Origin of the sequence: Paractinoplanes ferrugineus, assembly GCF_016862195.1 — a bacterium.
Classification (GTDB): domain Bacteria; phylum Actinomycetota; class Actinomycetes; order Mycobacteriales; family Micromonosporaceae; genus Actinoplanes; species Actinoplanes ferrugineus.
Genome location: NZ_BOMM01000012.1, coordinates 67,941 through 89,239, shown reverse-complemented (window position 1 = coordinate 89,239; position 21,299 = coordinate 67,941). Strand labels below are relative to the sequence as shown.

The window sequence follows — 21,299 nt, the reverse complement described above, 5'->3', positions numbered from 1 at the left end:
CCGTCGAGTCGTCAGGCCAGGTCGTAGCCGATGTCGATCAGGTACTTCTTGCTCGGGCAGACCTTGCCGATGATCTTGCTGTCACCGGTGTGGATCCACGGGCCGTAGTAGAAGGAGCCGCCCGAGGTGCCCTGCACGTTGGTGGCGCAATAGACCATGGTGCGGTAATAGCCGTCGCCCTTCTGGCACCAGTAGGCTCCGCCGCCGCCGAGGCCCCAGGTGACCGAGAGCCGGCCGCAGCCCTGGGCGCTCGCCGAGGCCGGGCTGGCCGCTACCGCGACGCCGGCACCGGCCAGCAGGGCCACCAGAAGTGTGCGCTTGAACAGGTTACGCATGTATTCCCCCGTGTCGATCTTGCAGGACCGACATACGGTACAGGGAGCGCCTTATCGCCGCAGCCCCGTCGGACCGGTGTCCTCGGTGGACCGATTGGCGACAGACTTGCCGGCCGAGCACCGGAAGAATCATGGTGTGGCGGGGAATCGGCAGGGGAGCGGGTGCGGTTTCGCCGTGCTCGGGTTGATGGTCGTCCCGCTCGGTCTGGGGTGGCTGGTGCTGCACTGGGTGGGCGCCGACGGGTGGCTCGCGCTGAGCACGACGGCCACGGTCGTGGTGCTGTTCGCGGCGCTGGCCCTGGGCGTGGTCGCGATGCTCACCGACCAGGTGCCCCAGCCGCTGCCGCGCCGGGTCTACCTGGCCTGGCTGTTGCCTGTCATTCCGCTCGTCGCGCTGGGTTCGACGATCGCCGCCTGGATCACCAAGGACCCCGCGCTGGCCCCGATTCCCTGGTGGTCCGCGGCCGCCCTGCTGGTGACCGCGGTGATCGTGTTGAGCGGCCTCGCCACCGACTGATCCCGGCCACTTCTCAGGTGGGTCGGTCACCCGGCGGGCGCGAGACGGCCCCGCCCCGAGGCCGGCTCGACGCGGTTGCGACCGTTCGCCTTCGCGCTGTAGAGCGCCTGGTCGGCGTCGGCGATCAGGGCGATGGGGCACTGGTGACCGGCGCTGTCGGCGACACCGGCGCTGAAGCTCACAGCGATCGGTACGCCGTCGACGTCGATCGGCTCGGCCGCGACCGCGGCGCGCACGCCATCCATCCAGGCTGCCGCTTCGGCGCCGGCGACACCGTGCAGGAGCAGGGCGAACTCCTCGCCGCCGTAACGGGCGGCCACGTCACCGGGGCGCAACGAGCCGGCCAGCCGGGTGGCCAGGTGCACGAGCACGTCGTCGCCGGCGTTGTGGCCGTGGCGGTCGTTGATCTGCTTGAAGAAGTCGATGTCCAACAGCACGAAGGTGAACCCGGTGCCCCGGTCGAGAGCCTTGCTCAGCTCGTCCATGAGGTGCCGGCGGTTGTAGAGACCGGTCAGGTAGTCACGGGCGGCCTGCTCGGCCAAGCTGGCCCGCAGCGCCTCGATGGTGGTGAGCTGAGCGCGTAGCTGCTCGTTGACCCGGAGCTGCTCGGTGATGTCGTGGGCGACCAGGATCGCCCCGGCGTACTCGCCGCGCGGGCCGAGCAGCAGGCTCACCCGTACGCTGAAATCGAGGCCGGAGCCGCGAACGTCACGCAGCACATGGTCACCGCCGAACCGGGTCGGCACGTCCGCCAGCAGGCGACCGAGATCGGCGGCCGGCACGCCCAGCCGGGCGAGCAGCGCGGTGGCCGCGGGATTGGCCTCGACCAGGTTGCCGTTCGGGCCGAGCACGACGACCGGGTCCATCATGTTCTGGAACACCTCGCGGTGCACGACGGGCGCGAGGGACGGCGTGGACCGGTGCGTCACCCAGTACATCGTCGGGGCGCTGAGCGCGAAGCCGCACGCGGTGACGTCGATGATGTGCCCGCCGGCCAGGATGCCGCCCACGTTGATCAGCACCGCCGGCAGGATGGCGAGCACCGCGACGAGGTAACCGCGGTACCGCCCGGTCTGCCGGACGTACGTGCGGAAGATGGACACCGCCGAGTAGAGCACCAGCACGTAGCTGTAGATGGTGTGCAGCCAGAACAGCGGACCGAACACCGCCGCCCAGGCGCCGTCGATGACGGTCGGCCGCAGATGGTCGATGAACAGGTGATGCCAGGGGTTCGTGAGGATCGCGATCGTGCACAGCGCCGGCTCGATGCTCAGCAGCAGCAGGGAGCGCCGGTCGAGGCGCCAGAAGCGGTTGGTCAGCGCGCGGGCGGTGGCCCACCAACCGGCCACGACCAGGAAGACGCCCGGATAGAGCAGCGAGTTGGCGACCATGACCAGGGTGCGGTCATGGCTGAACAGCGGCACCGTGGTGCACAGCGACCACCAGGTGGCGCCGCCCGCGAGCGCGGCGATCGCGGTGAAGCCCGCGGATTCGCGCCGCCGCTGCCAAGCCATCACCGTCAGGGTGGCGGCGATGATGATCGCCACGGCGAACAGTGCCGACAGTGCGACTCGTGCCATGCGGGCCCCATCGGCCCGCCTCGGCGGATCTTTAGATGTTCGAAGTTTCGGGTGCCGCTGTCACCGGCTGGGGTGGCTCCGCACCCAGGCGCGCGAGCTGGGCCCGCGCCTGCCGTTCGCTGCGGCGCAGCAGAAACCGCCGCCCGCCCGGCAGGCGACCCCGACCCTGACTGATCAGCAGGTTCGCCCCGACCCGGGCCAGGCCGTACCACGGTGGCCGCCAGGGCAGGCCCAGGTCGCGCATGGCCGGCCGGCCCAGCAGCCAGGTGCTCACCGACAGCGCCCGCTCGCGCTCGTACCGGCGGCGCCACCGCCCGTCCGTCATCTCATCGGTCATCTGGATCAGGGCGCCGGCCAGGGCGAGCGTGTTGGCGTCGGGCGGCGGGTCGTTCGACAGGAAGTGGTAGAGCAGCCGCCGGCCCTGCCGCTCGGTGTGCGGCAGCCAGGCGTCGTCGACCCCCATCAACCAACCGACGTAGGACCACAGGTGCATCACGGCCGCGGCGTCGGCCCTGGTCAGGCGTACGCCCAGCAGCCGCAGGTGAAGCAGGAAGCTGGTGCTGAACACGCCCAGGGTGCTGGCCTGGTCGTACTGGTTGATCGGCACACCCCGGCCCGCCCAGTCCCACTCCGGGTCGGCCTCCAGCTGCGCGTTGACGAGCGCGTGCATCACTCGCACATGCACCGCCATGCGCCAGCCCTCACCCTCGGTGGCCAGACCTCCCGGGGCGGTCACCGCCCGCCACCAGATCGTCGTCTCTCTGAGTCGACGAAGCGTCTCGCCCCCGGTCAGTCGCCCGGTGCGCACGAGCGGCTCCAGCGCGGCCGCGGTCCGATAGCCGCCCAGCAGCGATCCATAGGTCAGCACCAGACCGGCATCCATCCCGAACGTGCGGCACGCCTGCGCCCCACGAGCGAGCAGGCGGTCGTCCACCCAGTCGGGCCGGTTGGTGACGACTTCGAAGAAGCTCCGGAACGGCTCCGCGGCCGCCGCGGCCGGTCCGGCGGCGAGTGCGCGATGCAGGTCTCGAACGGAAAGACCAGGCGTTTCGCGTACGGCCCGGACGAGCGCCGCAGCCGGCTCGTCCCGCCGGAGCAGCCCGGCCCGCAGTGCCTCGACCTCGTCGGCGGTCGGCCGGGCGCCCCGCCCCGCGACGAGCCGGAGGGGTCGGGCGGCCTTCTCACTCCACCGCTTGTCGGCAGCGAACCGGGTCGGTGTCATGTTCCGACGATAGGCGAGCGGCCGGCGACCCCGCCGACTGGATCTATTCCAAAATGGACGGTTGAATGGGGGTATGAGGGAGTCTTACGGGTGGGTGCCGGAGGGCGTCGACATCACCGTCCCGGACGCGTCGCGGGTCTACGACTACGCGCTTGGCGGGGTGCACAACTTCGCGGTGGACCGAGAGTTCTGGCATCGGGCCACGGCGGCGAACCCGGGGGCGGCGCTCGTCGCGCGGGCCAATCGGGCGTTTCTCGGGCGGGCCGTGCGGTGGCTCGTGGCGGCCGGTGTGCGGCAGTTCCTCGACATCGGTTCGGGGATCCCGACCCTCGGCAATGTGCACGAGGTCGCCCAGGAGGCCAATCCGGCGGCCCGGGTGATCTATGTCGATGTCGATCCGATAGCGGTCCAGCAGAGTCGCAGCCTTCTCAGCGGCAATCCCTACGCGCGGGCGATCGAGGGGGATCTGCGCGATCCGGAGGGCATTCTCTACCACCCGGATGTGCTGCGGTTGCTCGATTTCTCCGAGCCGGTGGCCGTGCTGACCGTCGCCGTACTGCATTTCGTGCCTGCTTCCGCCGACCCGGCGGGCATCCTGAAACGGCTCGGCGACGCCATGGTCTCGGGCAGTCATCTGGTTGTTTCCCATCTCGGCCCGGACCTCACCCCGGAAGGTCGTGAACTGCAGGAACGAGCTCGCAAGCTGTATGAGAAGACGCCCACTCCGGTGATCATCCGAGAGCCCGCGGAGATCGTCGCGCTGATCGGACCGGACTTCGAGATCCTCGAGCCCGGGGTGGTGCCCGCGACGGCCTGGCGCCCGGATCCCGACGAGGCGGACGATCCGGCGCAGCCCACCGCGCTCGTGGCCGTCGCTCGCAAGCTTTGAGCGTTATGCCCCATCTCCCGCTGCTTGCGTAACTCGACCCGTGATCGTAACCCTCGGTCGGCTATGTGAACGTTAAACACCGACCCACGGTAACGATCATGGGGCTTAGCGCAACTGCGCGGCCGGGACAAGAATGGCCTGCGGCGCACGTGAATGGGCATAATTCGGCGGCCAATCGAAAATGGAGGCGGTATGGGGCATCCGCCGGACCTGACCGCGCTCGCCGACGAGTGGCTGCGCGGGGTGATCCGCTTCGGGTTCGTCCCGGGCGTTCGCGCCCGTGCCCGCGCGTCCCTTCAGGACCTGCTCGAAGAAGTCGTGGCGGCGTTGCGGGCGGAGCCGTTCGACCCGGTCGTCGGCCGCCGTGTCGGCGCCGAGCTGGTCGACCTGCGGATGTCGTCCCCGCCGGTGCTCGGCATGACCGTGCGGCTGCTCGCCGAGCGCCTGCCGGCCCTCATCGAAACCGAGCCGGCGCGGGTCCCGGCCCTGCTGGAAACGCTTGTCACCGGCTTCGTGACGGCTCAGCGGGACGCGGTCGTGGGCGCCGCCGAGCAGATGAACCGCTCCGAGAAGATCCACTGGCGTCGCGTGCAGAACGACCTCCAGCGGCAGTTGCAGGACGCGCTGCTGCACGACCCGGCCACCGGTCTGCCGAACGAACAGCACCTGCGCCGGCACCTGGCCGGCCTGACCGGCCGGGTCGGCTTCTGTCTGCTGGGCATCGACCGCTATGCCGAGCTGGCCGACACCCTGGGTCACGACAACGTTGCCAAGCTGTTGATCGCCGTGGCCCACCGCCTCGATGGCGACCACTATCTAGCGCACGTCGGGTTCAACGAGTTCGCCCTGGTCGTCGAGTCCACCGGGATCGACGACGTGGTCAAGCTGGCCGATCGGTGCCGGCGCGTCCTCGGCCCGGCCTTCCCGCTTGACGGGCACGCGCTGCACATCGACATCACGGCCGGCATCGTCGAGGAACGCGCCGACGCCAACGCCGACCACTGGCTGCGCGACGCCCGCCTCGCCCTCGGCTGGGCCCGCCACGACCACCGCGACCACGCCGTCTTCGAGCCCGGCCGGGCCGAAGTCGACCGCCGCCGGCACCGTCTCGCCGCATCCCTGCCGGCCGCCCTGGCGAACGGCGAATTCCTGGCCCACTACCAGCCGCTCTATCGCCTCGCCGACCGCGCGATCATCGGCGTCGAGGCGCTGGCCCGGTGGCAACGGCCGGACGGTCTGCTCGGCCCCCCCGAGTTCATCACCCTCGCCGAACACACCGGCATGATCCGCCCGCTCGGCCGTTACCTGCTCGAACAGGCCTGCCGCCAGGGCGTCCGATGGCGGCAGGCCGGCCATGACCTGCTGATCAGCGTCAACCTCTCGCCGCTGCAACTCGGCGAGCCGACCCTCGTCGCCGACATCGCGGACATCCTGCATCGCGTCGGCCTGCCGGCCGCCGCCCTGCAGTTGGAGATCACCGAGAGCGCTGCCCTCGACCAGGGCTACGAGGCGCTGCAGAAACTCGCGGACCTGGGCGTCCGGCTCGCGCTCGACGATTTCGGTACGGGCTACTCGAGTCTCGCCGTCCTGTCGTGGCTGCCGGTCGCGAGCGCCAAACTGGCCGCCGAGTTCATCACCGACGCCGGCGCCCCGGCAGTGACCGAGGTGCTGCGCCACACCATCGGCCTGTGCCACGCCCTCGACGTGCGCGTCACCGCCGAAGGCATCGAGACCGCCGACCAGGAACGCCTGCTGCGCGACCTCGGCTGCGACAGCGGCCAAGGCTTCCACTTCGGACGCCCGGTCCCCGCCGCCGCGATCACGCAGCGTCTAGGCATCGACCGCGATTGGTAAGGTCGGGCGGTGACCGGTAGCCTGCTCGACCCCGATAGTGCCGACTCCTACCTGCGGAATTGGCAGGACCGCGTCGACCGGGCGGCGGCCGACACCAAGGCGATGAGCGATCGACTGGCTGACCTGCGTGTCACCGCCACCGACGACAACAACCTGGTCACCGTCACGATCGACACGACAGGCGTGCTGCACGAGATCCACTTCGAGGAACGCATCCAGCGAGTGGCACCCGGCGCCGTCTCCCGTGCGGTGCTGGCCGCGCTGCACACCGCCCGCCGTGCGGCCGCCGCCCGGTCGCGCGAGATCGTGACCGAGACGGTCGGCGACGATTCGCCGGCCGGCCGCGCGGTCGCCGAGCGCATGGAGCAACAGTTGACCGGAAGCGACGACCATGCCTGACGGCTTCGCCGCCGACTCGCGGCAGATCCGGGCCCACGCCGCGAAGATCGACGAGATCCAGGAACGCTTCACCGCGATCCTCGGCGCCAGCCGCGCCATCAGCCAGGACGACGAGGCGTACGGCCGGCTCTGCGGCTGGATGTCGGCTGTCCTCGAGCGCCGCCACGAACGACAGGACGAACTGATCGCGTACGTGCGGGAGAACCTCCGCCTGGCCGCCGAAGCCCTGATCGAGACCGGCAACGACTACGACCGCTCCGACGACGGCGCCGCCGATCGCCTGCGGCGGGCCGGCGGCCTCTGATGGGCGACCTGATCGCCGAGGTCCACTCCTCGCGTACGGCGTGGACCGGCGCCTCCCTGGCCGACAGTTTCCAGGGCGTGCACCAGGCGGTGACCGGCGGCGGCTGGGTCGAGGGCGCACTCGCCGGCGGCGCGTTCGCCACCGAGGCCGCCGCCACCATCCTCGACCCGTTCAGCGCCCTGCTGGCCAACGGCCTCGGCTGGGCGATGGAATACTTCGAGCCGCTCCGCGAGATGCTCGACAACCTGGCAGGCATCCCCGACCGCGTCATGGCCCACGCCGAGACCTGGCAGAACATGGCCGCCGAACTCCAGTCGATGGCCGCCGACCTGAAATCCGCCCTCCACTCCGACGTGCCGGACTGGCAGGGCCCAGCCGCCGACACCTACCAAAATCTGATGTCCCACAACGTCTCGGCCCTAGACGGCCTGAGCGTCCTGGCCGCCACCATGTCAGCCGCCACCCAGGCCGCCGGCAACCTGGTGCAGTTCACCCGCGACCTGGTCCGTGACCTGGTCAGCGACCTGATCGCCAGAGTGATCGTCTGGGCCGCCGAATCCCTGCTCGTGGTGACCATCCCCGTCGTGGCCGCCCAGATAGCCGCCGCCGTGGTCAAGTGGGCCGGCCCCATCCTGGGCTACACCACCGCACTGATAAGCAGCCTCCGAAACCTCACCCAGCTGGTCGAGGGCTGACCGCGTGCCCGCAAAGCCCCGCCCCCACAGCGGCGGCGAAGGCGCTGACTCACCGCAGACACCCCGCCCCCGCCCCTCTGCCCGGAGCATCCGCAGTGGACACGACGATCTTGGGGTGGAGGTGCAGGGAGGTCGAGTCGGGAACGAACGCTCGCTGACGATGCCCACCGCGGAATCCGGCGGTCGGCCTATCGGAACTCCGACGACCCCTCAGCCGGGCGACGACGGGAGCGTCCGCCGCTCCCTCGAGTTGGAGAGCGAGACCGCGATCCTTCTGGCCGACCGTGGCTATCGGGTGCACCTGAATCCCTCCAAATCGGAGGTTGCCGAGGCCCGGTTGGCCACCGGTGACAGCGGCAATCCCCTGAAAAACCCCGACTACCTCATCGAGGGGCGGGTCTTTGATTGCTACGCACCCACCGAGCCTGCGAAAAACGTGCGCGGTATCCATTGGGAAGTTAAGAACAAGGTGGTCACGAAGCGTCAGACCCAGCGCGTGGTCGTGAACCTGGCAGACTGGGCGGGGGACATGGTGGCCCTCCGAAAGCAGTTCGCCGACTGGCCGATCGAAGGCCTGAAGGAGCTCAAAGCGATTACCCCGGCCGGCGATCTCGTCCAGATCGACCTTCCCTCCAGCCCCACAGAGAGCGTGCGCCGTGGCGACTGAATACGACCTGTACCTCGCCGGGAACACGCCCGTCGAACTGGTGGCGGAGTGGGCGTTTCCGGATCTGGCCGATCGACCGACCGGCACCCTGCCATATCTCGCCGCTGACCATTACGACAAATATGGATACAGCGTGGTGGTCACAGCCGGTCAGAACGCCTACATCGACGTTGCGGCCGACGGCGCGGCATGGGAGTGGGAACCGCAAGCCTTCGTTCTGGTCGGCTTCAGCCTCGGCAATGACGCCGATCGGCCATGGGCTATCGACAACATGCTTGCCGCGGTCCGGCGCATCCTCGCGGCCGATGACCAGGACGCCGCCTTGGTGCTCAACGGCGACGTGCTGATACTTGCTCGCATGGGCGGAGTGCTGGTCAAGCACCGTCGCGAGACTTGGTGGACGAGCAGCCCTGCCGCAAACCAACTGATCCCGGGGTGACGTCCGGCCACCTCGCTGCACGGGCCGACCGCGCCGGATTGCGCGCGTGTTTGGTCAGACTCGGCGTAGGACGCTTACTACCTTGCCGAGGATGACTGCGTGGTTGCCGGGGAGCACGTCGTAAGCCGGGTTGCGGGGGACCAGCTCGACGTGGTGGCCGTCGGTGCGGAGCACTTTGACTGTTGCCTCGCCGTCGATCATTGCGGCCACGATGTCGCCGCTGTCGGCGGTCTGCTGCTGGCGGACCACTACGAGGTCGCCGTCGCAGATGGCTGCGTCGACCATCGAGTCGCCCTTGACCCGCAGGGCGAACAGGGTGCCGTGGCCGACCAGGCTCTGCGGGAGCGTCAGCTCCTCCTCGACCTGCTCGTCGGCGAGGATCGGCGTGCCGGCCGCGATCGCGCCGACAAGCGGAACGCGGACGTCCGCCGACGACAAGGCCGGCGCGGAGGCCGACGAAGTGGGCGGTGGCGAGGACGGGGCCGAGTCGGGGCGGATGTCCACCGCGCGAGAGCCTCGGGCGTCGCGTCGGAGGTAGCCGCGCTCCTCGAGAACGTGCAGCTGGTGGGCCACGGAGGAGGGGGAGGCCAGGCCGACGGCGGCCGCGATCTCGCGCATGGTGGGTGGATAACCGTGGCGGTCGACCCACTCGCGGAGCATCGTGAGGATCTGCTGCTGGCGGGTGGTGAGCTCCGGCGTGGGGGAGGCCATGCGGTGACGATACTACATTTATCGATCATCTGTACTAATGAAGTGGCCCCTCGGGAGGGGCCGTGCCATCAGATGTAGCCGTGGTCGTCGGACTCCTTCAGAGCGTCCACGAGCTGCTTGATCTCTTGGGCCCGGTCGCGAGGGCACACCAGCACCGCGTCCGGGGTGTCCACGATGACCAGGTCGCGCACGCCCATGGCGGCGACGAGGCGGCCCTGCGTGGGGACGACCACCAGGTTCTCGGTCTCGCGCAGCAGCACGCCGGACTTGTTCTCGATGTTGCGGCCGACCACCACGTTGCCGGCGTGGTCGGAGGCCAGCACCTCACCGAGCGTGTGGAAGTCGCCGACGTCGTTCCAGCCGAAGTCGCCGGGGACCGTGCCGACCCGGCCGACGGTGGCGGCGCCCTCCATCACGGCGTAGTCGACCGAGATGCGCGGCAGCGTCGGCCACACCTCGCCGAGCACCTCCTCGCGTGCCGGCGAGTCCCAGGCCTGGGCGATGCGCGAGATGCCGGCCGCGAGCTGCGGTTGCTGGCGGGCCAGCTCGGCCAGGAACACGTCGACACGCCACACGAACATGCCGGCGTTCCACAGGTAGTTGCCCGACTTCACGTAGCTCTCGGCCACGTCGTACGTCGGCTTCTCCTTGAATTCCTGCACGGCCATCACCGGGCCGTCACCGACGACGCTGCCGCACTCGAGGTAGCCGTAGCCGGTTTCCGGGCGGGTGGGGGTGATCCCGATGGTCATCAGGAGCCCCTGCCGGGCGCCGCTCATCGCCTGCTGGATGACCTCGGTGAATTTCTCCCGGTCGGCGATCAGGTGGTCGGAGGCGAACGAGCCCATCACCGCTTCCGGCTCGCGCCGGGCGATCACCGCGGCGGCCAGGGCGATGGCCGCGCAGGAATCCCGCGGCGACGGCTCGATCAGTACGTTGTCCGCCGGCACGTCGGTGAGCTGGCGCGACACCTCGGCGGCGTGCGCCACGCCGGTCACCACGAAGACGTGGTCGGGCGGCGACAGCTGCTCGAGGCGGACGACCGTGGCCTGCAGCAGTGACGCGTCCGTCCCGGTCAGCGGGTGCAGGAACTTGGGGTGGCCGGCCCGGGAGAGGGGCCAGAGGCGAGTGCCGGTGCCCCCGGCCAGCACGACGCCGTACAAGTCACCCTGGTGCGCAATCATGCCGACAGAGTAGTGGCTCACGCTGCCGCCACACGTTTCCAGGTGGTGACATGCACGTCCGCGCTGGACTCCCAGGCGAACTCCTTGGCGCGGTCGAAGCCGGCCTTCGCCAGAGTCAATCGACGCTGCTCATCGTGCAGAAGGTCGGCCAGGTCGGTGGCGATGCGGTCGGGGTCCTCGGTGGTGTAGGCCACCGCGTCGCCACCCACCTCGGGCAGGGACAGGCGCGGCGTCGTCAGCACCGGCGTGGCACAGGCCATCGCCTCGAGGATCGGCAGGCCGAAGCCCTCGCCGAAGGACGGGTAACAGGCCACCAGGGCGCCCCCCAGGAAGCCGGGCAGGTCGGCGTAACGGAGGTAACCCGGGCGAAGCAGGCGCAGGTGTGAGGGCACCTCGGTCACCGCGCGGTCGATCTCGTCGTCGTGACCCTGGCCGCCGGCCAGCACCAGCGCCGGCGGGTGCGGCCAGTCGGCCACCGCGCGGGCCCAGCCGCGGATCAGGTTGGGCACGTTCTTCCGGGGCTCCTTGGCGCCCAGGAACGCGACGTAACCCGAGTCGCCGAGGCCCAGCCGAGCGCGTACCCGAGCCTTCTCCTCGTCGGTCGGGGCGTGGAACGCCGTGTGGTCGACGCCGTGATAGGCCACGTCGATGCGGGTCGGGTCGGCGTCGAGCAGACGGATCAGCTCGTCCCGGGTGGCTTTGGAGGGCACGATCACCCGCGCGGCCCGGCGCAGCGACGTCTTGATCGCGCTGCGGAAGAAGGTGCGCTTGGTGTTGTCGTAGTGCTCCGGCTCGGTGAAGAAGGTGGCGTCGTGCACCGTCACGGTCACCGGGCAACCCGCTCGCAGCGGGCATGTGTAGAACGGCGAGTGCAGCACCTTGGCGCCGACCTGCTGGGCCAGCAGCGGCAGGCCGGTCTGCTCCCAGGCGAGCCGGGCGGGCCGGTGGGCGACCGCGGCCGGGCCGGCGATCACCTCGGCGTCGCCGAGCATGCGGCTGTAACGCTCCGCATCCGAACGCTGGGCCACGACGGCCAGGTCCACCTTCTCCGGATCAAGGCGGCCGAGGGCGCCGAGCAAGCCGTCGACATATCGGCCGACGCCTCCTCGGTCAGCGGGAACGCTGGTGGCGTCGACGAGCACTCGCGGGGGGCGACCGGCGGTCACGAGGCAACTCCCAAAGAGGTTGTAATTCAGACCACTGGCAAGCGTACGCCGGGAATGCATCGCGCATGTGACCGCGACACCGCCTGATTCGAAGCGTTTCCAGGAACTCATCGCAAGTTCAGGATCAATTACTCAGAGTGACTCTCCTATCGTTGGCGTCGTGCAGACCACGATCTCGCAGCTCCTGTCCGATGCCGTCCGTCGCGATCCGGCCGCGCCGTTGCTGACCTGGTACGACGATGCCACCGGCGACCGGACCGAACTGTCCGGGGCAACCCTCGACAACTGGGTTTCCAAGACCGCCAACATGCTCATCGATGGCCTCGGCCTGGGCGTGGGAGACCGCGTCGCGGTTCTTCTGCCGCCCCACTGGCAGACCGCGGCGATCGTCCTCGGAGCGGCCGCGGCTGGCGTGGCGGTCGACCTGGGTGTCGAGCCTCAGCCGGTGGACGCCCTGTTCACGGCCCCGCCGACGATCGCGGCCGCGGCCGAGTGGCCGACCGGCGACCGCTACCTCACCGGCCTGCTGCCGTTCGCGATGCCGCTGCGTGAACTCCCCCCGGGTTTTGTCGACTATGTGACAGAGGTGCGCAACTTCGGCGACCACTTCAGCGGCGCCCCGATCTCCCCGGACGACCAGGCACTGGCCGGCCCGGTGGAGCTGAGCCACGCGACGGTCCTGGGCGAGGCCGCGGAGCGGGCGGCCGAATGGGGGCTGACCGCCGGTGACCGCGTCCTGATCGACACCGGGGCCTACCCGGACGCGACGGACTGGCTTTTCGCCCCGCTGGTGGCGGGGGCTTCGATGGTTCTCTGTGCGAACCTCGATGCCGCCAAGATCACCTCGCGCGCCGAGTCGGAGAAGGCGAATGTCCGATTGAGCTGAGAGTGCGGACGACGTACCGCTTGCTAGCGCTGGACTGAGCGCTCCTGGGCCAGCTTCTCGAATGCCACCAGCGACTCGGGGTTGGCCAGCGCTCCCTTGGCGGCGGCCGATTCCACGGGTGTCCCGGTCAGGATCCGCTTGACCGGGACTTCCAGTTTCTTGGCCGACAGGGTGCGGGGCACCGCCCGTACCTGATGGATCTCGTCCGGGATGTGGCGTGGCGACAGGGCCGAGCGCAGCTCGTTGCGGATCTTCCGGGTCAGGGCGTCGTCCAGTTCGAGGCCGTCGGCCAGCACCACGAACAGCAGGAGTTCGCCGTTCGGGTGGCCGGGCTGTTCCAGGTGGACGACCACCGAGTCGGCGATCTCCGGCAGGCTCTCGACCACCGAGTAGAACTCGGCGGTGCCCAGCCGTACACCGCCCCGGTTGAGGGTCGCGTCGGAACGGCCCGTGATGACGCAGGTGCCGTCGTGGCCGATGGTGATCCAGTCGCCGTGCCGCCACACGCCCGGGAACACGTCGAAGTAGGCCTCGCGGTACCGCTTGCCGTCCGGGTCGTTCCAGAAGCCGACAGGCATGCTGGGCATCGGGGCGGTGATCACCAGTTCGCCCAGCTCGTCGACCACCGGTTGGCCGGTCGGGTCGTACGCCTCGACCCGCGCGCCCAGGCATCGACAGGCGATCACGCCCTCGATCACCGGGTGCAACGGCGACGCGCCGACAAATCCGGTGCACACGTCCGTACCTCCGGAAAGCGACTGCAACTGCAGCTGCGTACCCACCGCCTGATAGACCCAGTCGAAGCCCTCGGCCGGCAGCGGCGCGCCGGTCGAGCCGATGGCCTTGAGGCCCGGCTTGGCCGGTCGTAGCTCAGCCTTCCGGCACGCCATGAGGAAAGGCGCGGAGGTCCCGAAGTAGGTGATATCGGCGTCGTCGATCAGATCCCACAGGGCCGACATGTCGGGAAAGCCGGGATTGCCGTCGAAGAAGACGATCGAGGCGCCCACCGCCGGCCCGCTGACCAGGAAGTTCCACATCATCCAGCCGGTGGTGGTGAACCAGAAGAACCGGTCGGACGGACCCAGGTCGTGATGCAGCGCGAGGATCTTGAGGTGTTCGAGCAGGATGCCGCCGTGGCCGTGGACGATCGGCTTGGGCAGGCCGGTCGTCCCGGAGCTGTAGAGCACGTACAGCGGGTGATCGAACGGCACCGCCTCGAACTCCATCGGGTCATCGCCGTCCAGTGACTCCCAGTCGCCCTTCGCGGAATCCAGGTAACCGATGGTCACGACGTGCTTGATCGACGGGATGGCCTCGGTGATCGCATCCACCTCCGCGACCCGGGAAACCGATTTGTCGCCGTAGCGGTAGCCGTCCACCGCGACCAGGACCTTCGGCTCGATCTGGCTCCACCGGTCCACCACGCTGCGGGTGCCGAACTCGGGCGCGCACGACGAGAAGACCGCGCCGAGACTCGTCGCGGCCAGCATCACCACGTACGTCTCCGGGATGTTCGGCGCATAGGCCGCGACCCGGTCACCCTTGCCGACCCCGCGGGCCTTGAGCCCGGCCCGCACGCGCCGCACCTGCGCACGCAGCTGCCGCGCGGTCAGCTCGATCTTTTCCCGGCTTTGCGAGTACGCGATGACGACCGGCTCGTCGTCCCCGATCCCCGGCATGCGCAGCACGTGCTCGGCATAGTTGAGCGTCGCCCCCGGGAACCACCGCGCCCCCGGCATGACCTCCTCGGCCAGCACCGCCGTCGCGGGCGAGTGGCCGAGCACCTCGAAGTAGTCCCAGATCGACTGCCAGAACGCCGGCAGATCGTCGACGGACCACTGCCACAGCGCCGCGTAGTCGGCGAAACTCAGCCCGCGATCCCGCTCCAGCCAGCGCAGATAAGCGCCGATTCGGGTCTTCTCGCGAACGTCGGCCGGCGGTTCCCACAGCACTGTGCCCGTCATGCACACACCTTAACTTCCGTTTGGGCGGCGATCTGGATCAAGATTTGAGCCTCGCGCGCCCCGCAGCCGTACGTCCATGTATCCGGCCGACACACCCGGCGCGACGCCGCGTCTGCCGACCACATTTCCGCGCTGTCTGATCGGCCACGAACTATGTCCACGCGGCCGAGCAAAACCAGGCCACTCTTGCTCAACGTGGGTAACGTGCCAGCCAGAGAGCCACCCGGGGAGAGAACCGTGCGCCACATCAGGTCGATCTTCTATGCACTCGTCCTGGCCCCGGCCGCCTGGGTGCTCACCGGCGTCGGCCTCACCAGCGACCTCACCGCCCGCGGACGCGACGGTTTCGCCGTCGAGAATTTCCTGGGCCTGCTGCTCCTGCTGCTGGCCGGGGCCGCCTACGGCATCCTGGTCCTGGGCCCCATCTCCCCCGCCGGCCCGGTCGCGGCCGGTGCGTTCTACCTGGCCATCACCGTGTGGGCGCTGCTCGCCCCGTCGGCCTACGCCGACGCCTGGCCACCTGCGGTGTCCAAGGAGGGCTTCGACCTCTCCCGGCCGGGCTTCGGCTTGGCGGCGCTGCTCGCGGTGCCTTTATTGAGTACGGCGTTGAGCGCGCGCCGCTGGCAGAAGTACGAGCCCCCGGTCCTCCCGCTGATCGGCGACCTGGGCCGCTTCTGGGGCCGCGCGGCCGCCCCCACCACCCCGCTGGCCGCCGTGCAGACGACCGTGATCCCCACCGCGGCCGCCCTCTCCGCTTCTGCCCCCTCCGCTGCCGCCTCCGATTCGACGACGGCTTTGCTCCTGCCCGCCATCGGCCGGCCGGCGGCCGACGAACTGTCAACCGACCTGGCCTCCTTGCCCGAGTCCGAGCCGACACCCCTCGAAAACGTCGAAAATAGTGCACAGGCCGCGCCAGCCCCCGGCCAGGAGCCGGACCCTGCCGACGGCGAGCTGACGACCGTGCTGGGCTCGGCCGACACGCCGGCGCCGGCGGGCAACCCGCTCGCCGCGCCGGAGCTCGCCGACGAGTCGACGACCCTACTGACGCCGACCGGTGAGTCGACGACCTTGTTGGGCCCCGCCGCCGAGTCGGCATCTGGGTCGGAATCCGATGGCAAGTCGGCCGACGAGTCGGCGGAGGGCGAGTCGACGACCCTGCTGGCGCCCTACGGTGAGTCGACGACCTTGTTGGGCCCCGCCGCCGAGCTGGCACCTGTGTCGGAGTCCGGTGGCGAGCTGGCCGACGAGTCGGCGGAGGGCGAGTCGACGACCCTGCTGACGCCGGCCGATGAGCTGGCGACGGACGCGGCGAGCGAGCCGACGACGGTGCTGGAACCGGCGGCGACAGGTGCCGAGGGTGAACCGGTGGCCGCCCTGGCGCCGGTGGATGACGACGTGACGGCGGCGCTCGGCGAACTGGAGGCTGCTCCACAGGCTGTGGTCGAGCCGACTGCGAGTGCCGAGCTGACCGGTAAGGACGACATGGAGGCTGTCGACGATGAATCGGCAGCTGCCACGGCCGAGGTGGCGGATGGTGGGGAAGCATCAGCCGCTCCGGCCGACGTCATGGAGCGAGAAGCCGCTGAAGAAACGGCCTCTCAGGCCTTGGCCGAGGCGGCGGTGGATGCCCGGACCGCTGGCGGCCAGATTGCGGCCGAGGACGGCGGCCAGCTGGTTGAGGTAGCCGAAGCCGGCGAGGGCACCGACGAGTCGACTCCGGCTGAGGCCGGCATCGAGAAGCCGGCCGAGGCCGTCTCGGCGTCACCCGCCGACGAAGAGCCGACCACGACCGTCGAGCCGGATGGGGACGGGCCGGCCGCGATGACTGCGGCCGCCCGCGATGCCGGCGAAAGCGACGAATCCCGCGAAGGTGACGAAGCGACGGTCGCTGCCAGGTTGGTCGCCGCTGAAGACGACGCCGCGTCCGAGGCGGCTGAGGTGGAGACCGCTGAGGCAGAGACCGCTGAGGACGACGCTGAGTCGGCGGGGGTCGAGGCTCCGCGCGGCGAGGTGGGGGTCGGCACCGGGGAGGTCGGGGAGTGGACGCGAGCGATCAAGCTGGCGGATGCTGACGACGCGGAGCGGACTCAGGTCGTACACCGTGCGGTTGGGGATGATGGGGAGAGCACCCAGGTCGTCCGGCTTCCGGTGGAGGACGACTCGGAGCGGACCCAGGTCGTGCGCCTTCCGCTTGGTGAGTCGGCGGAGGATACGCAGGCTGTGCCTCGGAAGCTTCTGCCGTTCCCGGTGAGTGATCCCGGCGAGCGTACGCAGGTCATCAACCCGCAACCGGACAACGCTGAGCAGACGCAGGTGCTTCGGTTTCCGGCTCGGCCGATCGGGGAGTGGCCCACCCGGGACGTCCGGGGGATCGGCAGCCGGACCCGGGACCTCAGCGACCGCATGACCGGGGACGTCGGTGGGGACGAGACGCAGGTGATCCGCTTCGCGGGCAAGACCGTGGACGACGAGCGTACGCAGATTATTCGACCGCATCTGGGATCTATTGCGGACGTGGAGGCGCCGGACTTCGCGGAGGACCCGACCGGGCGGATCGTCCCGCTTTCCGCGCTGCTGGCGGACGCCGAGGAGGCTCGGCCCAAGACTGTGCTGGACATGGAGAGGCCCGCCGACGAGAAGAGCGGGCCCATTCCGAGGCAGCGGAAACCCGGCGCGGGGGAATAGCGGTTACGGCAAGCGGGTCAGGGCCGGCGGGATCTGACGGGCGGTGGCTGAGGCCAGCGGGGACGGCAAGGCGTCCGGGGCGAACCAGGCCAGGTCGGCGGATTCGTCGCTGATCTGCTCGGTTGCGCCTTGCGGGCTTCGGACCAGGAACCGTACGTCGTAGTGCACCGACTCCGTGGCCGGCGTGCCCTCGGCGGCGCCGCAGCGGACCTCGTGGACGTCGACGTCGATCGGGTCGGGGTCGATCCGCAACCCCGAGATGCCGGACTCCTCGGTTGCCTCGCGCAGGGCTGCCTCGGCCAGCGTCCGGTCGGACTGTTCGCAGTGGCCGCCCAACTGCATCCACTTGTTCAGACGGCCGTGCAGGCAGAGCAGAACCTTGCCGTGCGGGTCGACCACCAGGGCGCTCGCCGTCACGTGGCCGGCGCGGTGGGCGCGCGTCATGGCTACCGGACCGTCGGCCAACAGGTCGAGGGCGCGTTTGCGAGCCAGGTCGCCCTCCTCGGTGGTCGCCCGCCAGGCGCTCAGCACTCGAACAGCATCACCATGCAGACCGCCCGCCGCGACCGAACCGGCGGGGTCGGCCGCCGCGACCGAACCGGCGGGGTCGGCGCCGGCGGGGTCGGGGCCGGCGGGGTCGGGGCCGGCGGGGGTGGCGGTCACGCCGGGGCTCCGGAGAGGTCGAGGCGGATGCCGTCGTCGTGGGGGAGGGCGACGCTGGCTACCGACTCGGCGGCCAGCGCTACCCGGAGGCGGTGGGTGTCGGCACCCAGGCGCATCAGGGCGGCGGGGTTGGTGGCGGTGGTCTGCAGGTGCAGGGCGGCGGTGGCGCCGTTGGGGCTGAACGGGTGGGCCTCGGTGACGGTGGTGCCTCGGGCCAGGTGGTCGGCCACCGTCCGCAGGGCCCGGCGGACCGCGTCGGGGTCGGTGGGCAGGCCGGGCAGATCGGCGTGGGTGCCCTCGGGGAGTTGAGCGGCGTCGCGCAGGCCGGCCGCGCGAGCCTCGGCTGTGCCCAGGCTGAACATGTCGCTCGCGGCGTCCCGCAGCAGGGGCACCGCGCCGGGGCCGTCGTCGTCGGGGCCACTGCCGAGGTAACCGCGGACGACCGCGACGGGAACGTTGTCGATTTTGCCCTTGACCAGTTCGCCGGCCGCGGAGAGCTCGTCGATGACGGCCATCTGGGTGATGGCGAGCTCGTTGCCGTAGGGGTCGGTTTCGCCTCGGTGGTCGCGGAACGGGGCGATGCCGGCGGCGCCCAGGGCCACGTCGGTCAGCCCGTTGCGCCAGGTGCGGCCCATCGTGTCGGAGATGACCACGGCCACGTTCAAGCCGCGGGCCTGGAAACCGGCGCGCAGGCGGCGGGCCGAGGCGTCGGAGTCGGCGGGCAGCAGGACCAGGTGGGTCTTGTCGACGTTCGACGCGTCGATGCCGGCCGCGGCCATCACGAAACCGTGGTGGGTCTGCACGATGGTGGTGGGGCCGCGGCGGGCGACCACGCGTGCGGTCTCGGTGGCCAGCGCGTCGGCGCGGGCGGCCTCCCGCTCGGGGCCGTCGGCCGGGACCTCGACCAGGTTGCCCTCGGATTTCGACACGATCTTGCTGGTGACGATCAGGACGTCGCCGTCGGCCAGCCAGGGGGCGGCCGCGCAGATCTGGTCGACGAGGTCGTCGCCGACGGCGATGGCGCCGATGCCGCGCACCGGCCGGATCTCGAGCGTCACCGCACACCGGCCAGGGTCAGGGCGTCGCGCACCATCTGGGCGGTGGCCTCCTCGGACGTCATCCACAGCGGCACCGCCCGGGTCGGGATGCCGGGGACCTCGGTGTCACTGTCGGAGCTGTCGACCAGCCAGCCGTCGAGCAGGCCGTTGTCGGCGCGGCTGCCGTAGAGGGCGCCCACCCCGGCCGCGCTCACCGCCACGCCCAGGGTGGCCAGGCACTTGTCGGCCATGCCGCGGACCGGGGACTCGCCGATGATCGGGGAGACGCCGACGACCGGGGCCGGGCCGTTGACGAGGGCGTCGCGGATCGGGTCGACGGCGAGGATCGGGGCGATGCTCACCACCGGGTTGCTGGGGGCGAGCAGGACCACGTCGGCGGCCGCGATCGCGTCGAGCACGCCGGGCGCCGGCTTGGCGGCCTCGGCACCGACGAAGACGAAGCGGTGGGTGGGCAGGTCACCGCGGTAGCGGACCCACCACTCCTGGAAGTGGATGGCCTTGCGCTCACCGTCGACGTCGACCACCACGTGCGTCTCGACGCGGTCGTCGGTGGCCGGAGTCAGGGTGACACCGGGTTTCCAGCGTTCACACAGGGCGGTCGTCACCTGGGACAGGGGATAGCCGGCGTCGAGCATCTGGGTGCGTACCAAATGGGTCGCGGTGTCCTTGTCGCCAAGGCCGAACCACGACGGCTCGACGCCGTAGGCGGCGAGCTCCTCCTTGACCACCCAGGTCTCGCCGACCCGGCCCCAGCCCCGCTCGGGGTCGTGCGCGCCGCCGAGCGTGTACATCACGCTGTCCAGGTCGGGGCAGATCTGTAGACCGTGCATCCGCACGTCGTCACCGACATTGACCACGGCGGTGACGTCGGCGCCGATGGCCCGAGCGTGAGCACGCACGCCGACAAGGAACTTCGCACCGCCGATACCGCCGGTGAGGACCACGATCCGCATGTCGTCCATCCTCCCGCACGGGTATGACAGAACGGGTCGCTGGGTATCCCGGTCTACGCTGGGCGACCCAACCATCGTCTTGCCAGGGAGAATCCGTGACCAGCCAACCGCAGCCCGCGCCGGGTGAGGGCAGATCGGCCGGCCAGTACCTTCGCCCGCTCCGTGACCTGGCGGCCTACGCCCTGGTCGGAGCGACAGCGCTGCTGCTGTTCGTGGCCATCATCCGGCTCATTCCCGACTCCGGCCTCGGGTTCAGCAACCGCACTCCGAGCAGTTTCGGCAACTTCATCAACCTGGCCACGATCGCCTTCCCGCTCGTGGCCGTGCTGTTGTCGCTGCTCGTCGAGCCGCGCCACCCCAAGGCCCAGCTGATCGTCGTCATCGCCGTGGTGGAGTACGCGGTGATGGCCGTCTTCGGACTGCTCTTCGGGGTGCTGATCGGCCTGGTCAACGAGGCCGCCGACGCCGGTGCCCGGAGCGCGTTCGAGGGTCTGATCGAGCGGGTCGCATGGCTGGCCGTGTTCGGGGTGGCCGCCTACGCGGTCTACTCGATCTGGCGCAACATGTTCTACACCGCGAAGCCGAAGCCCCAGCCGGGTGTCTACGGCGCGCCGCAGTACCACCAGCCGGGCGCCTACCCGGGCCAGCCGGGTTACGGCCCGCCTCCGGGCCAGCCCGGTCCGCCTCCGGGCCAGCCCGGTCCGCCGATGCAGTACGGCCCGCCGCCGCAGGGCGGATATCCGCCGGCTCCCGGCCAGCCCGGTCATTCGGCTCCGGGGATGTACGGCCAGCCCGCCCCGTCCTGGAACCAACCGCAGGTGACGATGCCGGTGGGCCAGCCGAACCAGGCGACGCAGCCGGTCCCCGCGCCCGCGTCGGCGCCACCCGCGCCCGCGTCGGCGCCACCCGCGCCCGCGTCGGCTCCGCCTGCGTCGGCTCCGCCCGCGCCGGTCCCGCCGGCCGCGTTCAGCGAGCCGACCCAGGTCGTCCCGCGGGCCGAACCGAAGGCGCCGGACGCGCATCAGCCCTATGCGGAAAAGGACAGGACGGACGCGGACCGGACCGAGAAGATCGGCGATGACCGCCCCGGCTTCGGCCCGGCTGAGCAGGACCGACCTCGGCAGTAAG

At 70.3% G+C, this 21,299-nt stretch carries 21 protein-coding genes; 11 read left to right on the top strand and 10 right to left on the bottom strand.

What is annotated here, in order from left to right:
* Positions 1–11 precede the first annotated feature (11 nt).
* Positions 12–335, bottom strand: a complete 324-nt coding sequence (locus tag Afe05nite_RS08295; RefSeq protein ID WP_203816397.1) for a hypothetical protein — start codon at positions 333–335, stop codon at positions 12–14.
* Positions 336–471: 136 nt separating this feature from the next.
* Here Afe05nite_RS08295 and Afe05nite_RS08290 point away from each other — a divergent pair, with 136 nt between their 5' ends.
* A complete protein-coding gene (locus Afe05nite_RS08290; protein WP_203816396.1) occupies positions 472–852 on the top strand; it encodes a hypothetical protein in 381 nt (126 codons plus the stop codon).
* 26 nt (positions 853–878) lie between these two features.
* Here the strand turns inward: Afe05nite_RS08290 and Afe05nite_RS08285 are convergent, their stop codons facing one another.
* Both Afe05nite_RS08285 and Afe05nite_RS08280 read right to left on the bottom strand, forming a co-directional pair.
* On the bottom strand, positions 879–2,432 hold the full coding sequence (locus Afe05nite_RS08285; RefSeq protein WP_203816395.1) for a histidine kinase N-terminal 7TM domain-containing diguanylate cyclase: 1,554 nt from the start codon (positions 2,430–2,432) through the stop codon (positions 879–881).
* Positions 2,433–2,463: 31 nt separating this feature from the next.
* Positions 2,464–3,654, bottom strand: coding sequence for an oxygenase MpaB family protein (locus Afe05nite_RS08280; RefSeq protein WP_203816394.1), 1,191 nt, complete (start codon positions 3,652–3,654; stop codon positions 2,464–2,466).
* A 73-nt stretch (positions 3,655–3,727) separates the two neighbouring features.
* Here Afe05nite_RS08280 and Afe05nite_RS08275 point away from each other — a divergent pair, with 73 nt between their 5' ends.
* The 7 genes from Afe05nite_RS08275 (at position 3,728) to Afe05nite_RS08245 (ending at position 8,901) form a co-directional block, all read left to right on the top strand.
* Positions 3,728–4,543: an SAM-dependent methyltransferase gene (locus tag Afe05nite_RS08275; RefSeq protein WP_203816393.1), complete on the top strand. Its 816-nt coding sequence runs from the start codon at positions 3,728–3,730 to the stop codon at positions 4,541–4,543.
* 192 nt (positions 4,544–4,735) lie between these two features.
* On the top strand, positions 4,736–6,397 hold the full coding sequence (locus tag Afe05nite_RS08270) for a putative bifunctional diguanylate cyclase/phosphodiesterase (RefSeq protein WP_203816392.1): 1,662 nt from the start codon (positions 4,736–4,738) through the stop codon (positions 6,395–6,397).
* 9 nt (positions 6,398–6,406) lie between these two features.
* On the top strand, positions 6,407–6,796 hold the full coding sequence (locus tag Afe05nite_RS08265; protein WP_239117646.1) for a YbaB/EbfC family nucleoid-associated protein: 390 nt from the start codon (positions 6,407–6,409) through the stop codon (positions 6,794–6,796).
* The gene (locus tag Afe05nite_RS08260) at positions 6,789–7,100 is read left to right on the top strand and encodes a hypothetical protein (protein WP_203816391.1); all 312 of its coding nucleotides are present in this window, start codon (positions 6,789–6,791) and stop codon (positions 7,098–7,100) included. Before Afe05nite_RS08265 ends, Afe05nite_RS08260 begins: the two co-directional genes overlap by 8 nt.
* Entirely contained in the window at positions 7,100–7,795 is a 696-nt protein-coding gene (locus tag Afe05nite_RS08255; RefSeq protein ID WP_203816390.1) for a WXG100 family type VII secretion target, read from the top strand. The genes Afe05nite_RS08260 and Afe05nite_RS08255 overlap by 1 nt, the downstream gene beginning before the upstream one ends.
* A gap of 250 nt (positions 7,796–8,045) precedes the next feature.
* Entirely contained in the window at positions 8,046–8,462 is a 417-nt protein-coding gene (locus Afe05nite_RS08250) for a CdiA C-terminal domain-containing protein (RefSeq protein ID WP_239117645.1), read from the top strand.
* Positions 8,452–8,901: a SitI3 family protein gene (locus Afe05nite_RS08245; protein ID WP_203816388.1), complete on the top strand. Its 450-nt coding sequence runs from the start codon at positions 8,452–8,454 to the stop codon at positions 8,899–8,901. Before Afe05nite_RS08250 ends, Afe05nite_RS08245 begins: the two co-directional genes overlap by 11 nt.
* Before the next feature lie 54 nt (positions 8,902–8,955).
* Here the strand turns inward: Afe05nite_RS08245 and lexA are convergent, their stop codons facing one another.
* The 3 genes from lexA to Afe05nite_RS08230 form a co-directional block, all read right to left on the bottom strand.
* Positions 8,956–9,612, bottom strand: coding sequence for a transcriptional repressor LexA (gene lexA, locus Afe05nite_RS08240; protein ID WP_203816387.1), 657 nt, complete (start codon positions 9,610–9,612; stop codon positions 8,956–8,958).
* A gap of 68 nt (positions 9,613–9,680) precedes the next feature.
* Positions 9,681–10,796 carry a mannose-1-phosphate guanylyltransferase gene (locus Afe05nite_RS08235; RefSeq protein WP_203816386.1) on the bottom strand — a complete coding sequence of 372 codons (1,116 nt, stop codon included), beginning with the start codon at positions 10,794–10,796 and terminating at the stop codon, positions 9,681–9,683.
* Between the two features lie 17 nt (positions 10,797–10,813).
* Complete coding sequence (locus tag Afe05nite_RS08230) at positions 10,814–11,962, bottom strand: glycosyltransferase family 4 protein (protein ID WP_203816385.1); 1,149 nt, start codon at positions 11,960–11,962, stop codon at positions 10,814–10,816.
* 160 nt (positions 11,963–12,122) lie between these two features.
* Between Afe05nite_RS08230 and Afe05nite_RS08225 the strand changes: the two genes are divergently transcribed.
* Positions 12,123–12,848: a TIGR03089 family protein gene (locus Afe05nite_RS08225; protein ID WP_203816384.1), complete on the top strand. Its 726-nt coding sequence runs from the start codon at positions 12,123–12,125 to the stop codon at positions 12,846–12,848.
* Positions 12,849–12,871: 23 nt separating this feature from the next.
* Here the strand turns inward: Afe05nite_RS08225 and Afe05nite_RS08220 are convergent, their stop codons facing one another.
* Positions 12,872–14,812 carry an acetoacetate--CoA ligase gene (locus Afe05nite_RS08220; protein ID WP_203816383.1) on the bottom strand — a complete coding sequence of 647 codons (1,941 nt, stop codon included), beginning with the start codon at positions 14,810–14,812 and terminating at the stop codon, positions 12,872–12,874.
* 237 nt (positions 14,813–15,049) lie between these two features.
* Between Afe05nite_RS08220 and Afe05nite_RS08215 the strand changes: the two genes are divergently transcribed.
* Positions 15,050–17,497 (top strand): hypothetical protein, encoded by a 2,448-nt coding sequence (locus Afe05nite_RS08215; RefSeq protein WP_203816382.1) that lies wholly within the window; start codon positions 15,050–15,052, stop codon positions 17,495–17,497.
* A 3-nt stretch (positions 17,498–17,500) separates the two neighbouring features.
* Here Afe05nite_RS08215 and Afe05nite_RS08210 read toward each other — a convergent pair whose 3' ends face one another.
* The 3 genes from Afe05nite_RS08210 to cofD all read right to left on the bottom strand — a co-directional run bounded on the left by Afe05nite_RS08210 (position 17,501) and on the right by cofD (position 20,171).
* The gene (locus Afe05nite_RS08210) at positions 17,501–18,049 is read right to left on the bottom strand and encodes an NUDIX hydrolase (protein WP_203816616.1); all 549 of its coding nucleotides are present in this window, start codon (positions 18,047–18,049) and stop codon (positions 17,501–17,503) included.
* A gap of 107 nt (positions 18,050–18,156) precedes the next feature.
* Positions 18,157–19,218 (bottom strand): coenzyme F420-0:L-glutamate ligase, encoded by a 1,062-nt coding sequence (locus Afe05nite_RS08205; protein WP_203816381.1) that lies wholly within the window; start codon positions 19,216–19,218, stop codon positions 18,157–18,159.
* Positions 19,215–20,171, bottom strand: coding sequence for a 2-phospho-L-lactate transferase (gene cofD / locus Afe05nite_RS08200; protein WP_203816380.1), 957 nt, complete (start codon positions 20,169–20,171; stop codon positions 19,215–19,217). The genes Afe05nite_RS08205 and cofD overlap by 4 nt, the downstream gene beginning before the upstream one ends.
* Positions 20,172–20,266: 95 nt before the next feature.
* Between cofD and Afe05nite_RS08195 the strand changes: the two genes are divergently transcribed.
* Positions 20,267–21,298 (top strand): hypothetical protein, encoded by a 1,032-nt coding sequence (locus Afe05nite_RS08195; RefSeq protein ID WP_203816379.1) that lies wholly within the window; start codon positions 20,267–20,269, stop codon positions 21,296–21,298.
* Position 21,299 lies beyond the last annotated feature (1 nt).

Excerpts from the sequence above, each read along its gene's own strand:
- Afe05nite_RS08255 (WP_203816390.1), top strand. The coding sequence starts at position 7,100 with ATGGGCGACCTGATCGCCGAGGTCCACTCCTCGCGTACGGCGTGGACC.
- lexA (WP_203816387.1), bottom strand. The coding sequence starts at position 9,612 with ATGGCCTCCCCCACGCCGGAGCTCACCACCCGCCAGCAGCAGATCCTC.
- Afe05nite_RS08235 (WP_203816386.1), bottom strand. The coding sequence starts at position 10,796 with ATGATTGCGCACCAGGGTGACTTGTACGGCGTCGTGCTGGCCGGGGGC.
- Afe05nite_RS08295 (WP_203816397.1), bottom strand. The coding sequence starts at position 335 with ATGCGTAACCTGTTCAAGCGCACACTTCTGGTGGCCCTGCTGGCCGGT.
- Afe05nite_RS08285 (WP_203816395.1), bottom strand. The coding sequence starts at position 2,432 with ATGGCACGAGTCGCACTGTCGGCACTGTTCGCCGTGGCGATCATCATC.
- cofD (WP_203816380.1), bottom strand. The coding sequence starts at position 20,171 with ATGCGGATCGTGGTCCTCACCGGCGGTATCGGCGGTGCGAAGTTCCTT.
- Afe05nite_RS08260 (WP_203816391.1), top strand. The coding sequence starts at position 6,789 with ATGCCTGACGGCTTCGCCGCCGACTCGCGGCAGATCCGGGCCCACGCC.
- Afe05nite_RS08270 (WP_203816392.1), top strand. The coding sequence starts at position 4,736 with ATGGGGCATCCGCCGGACCTGACCGCGCTCGCCGACGAGTGGCTGCGC.
- Afe05nite_RS08220 (WP_203816383.1), bottom strand. The coding sequence starts at position 14,812 with ATGACGGGCACAGTGCTGTGGGAACCGCCGGCCGACGTTCGCGAGAAG.
- Afe05nite_RS08280 (WP_203816394.1), bottom strand. The coding sequence starts at position 3,654 with ATGACACCGACCCGGTTCGCTGCCGACAAGCGGTGGAGTGAGAAGGCC.
- Afe05nite_RS08275 (WP_203816393.1), top strand. The coding sequence starts at position 3,728 with ATGAGGGAGTCTTACGGGTGGGTGCCGGAGGGCGTCGACATCACCGTC.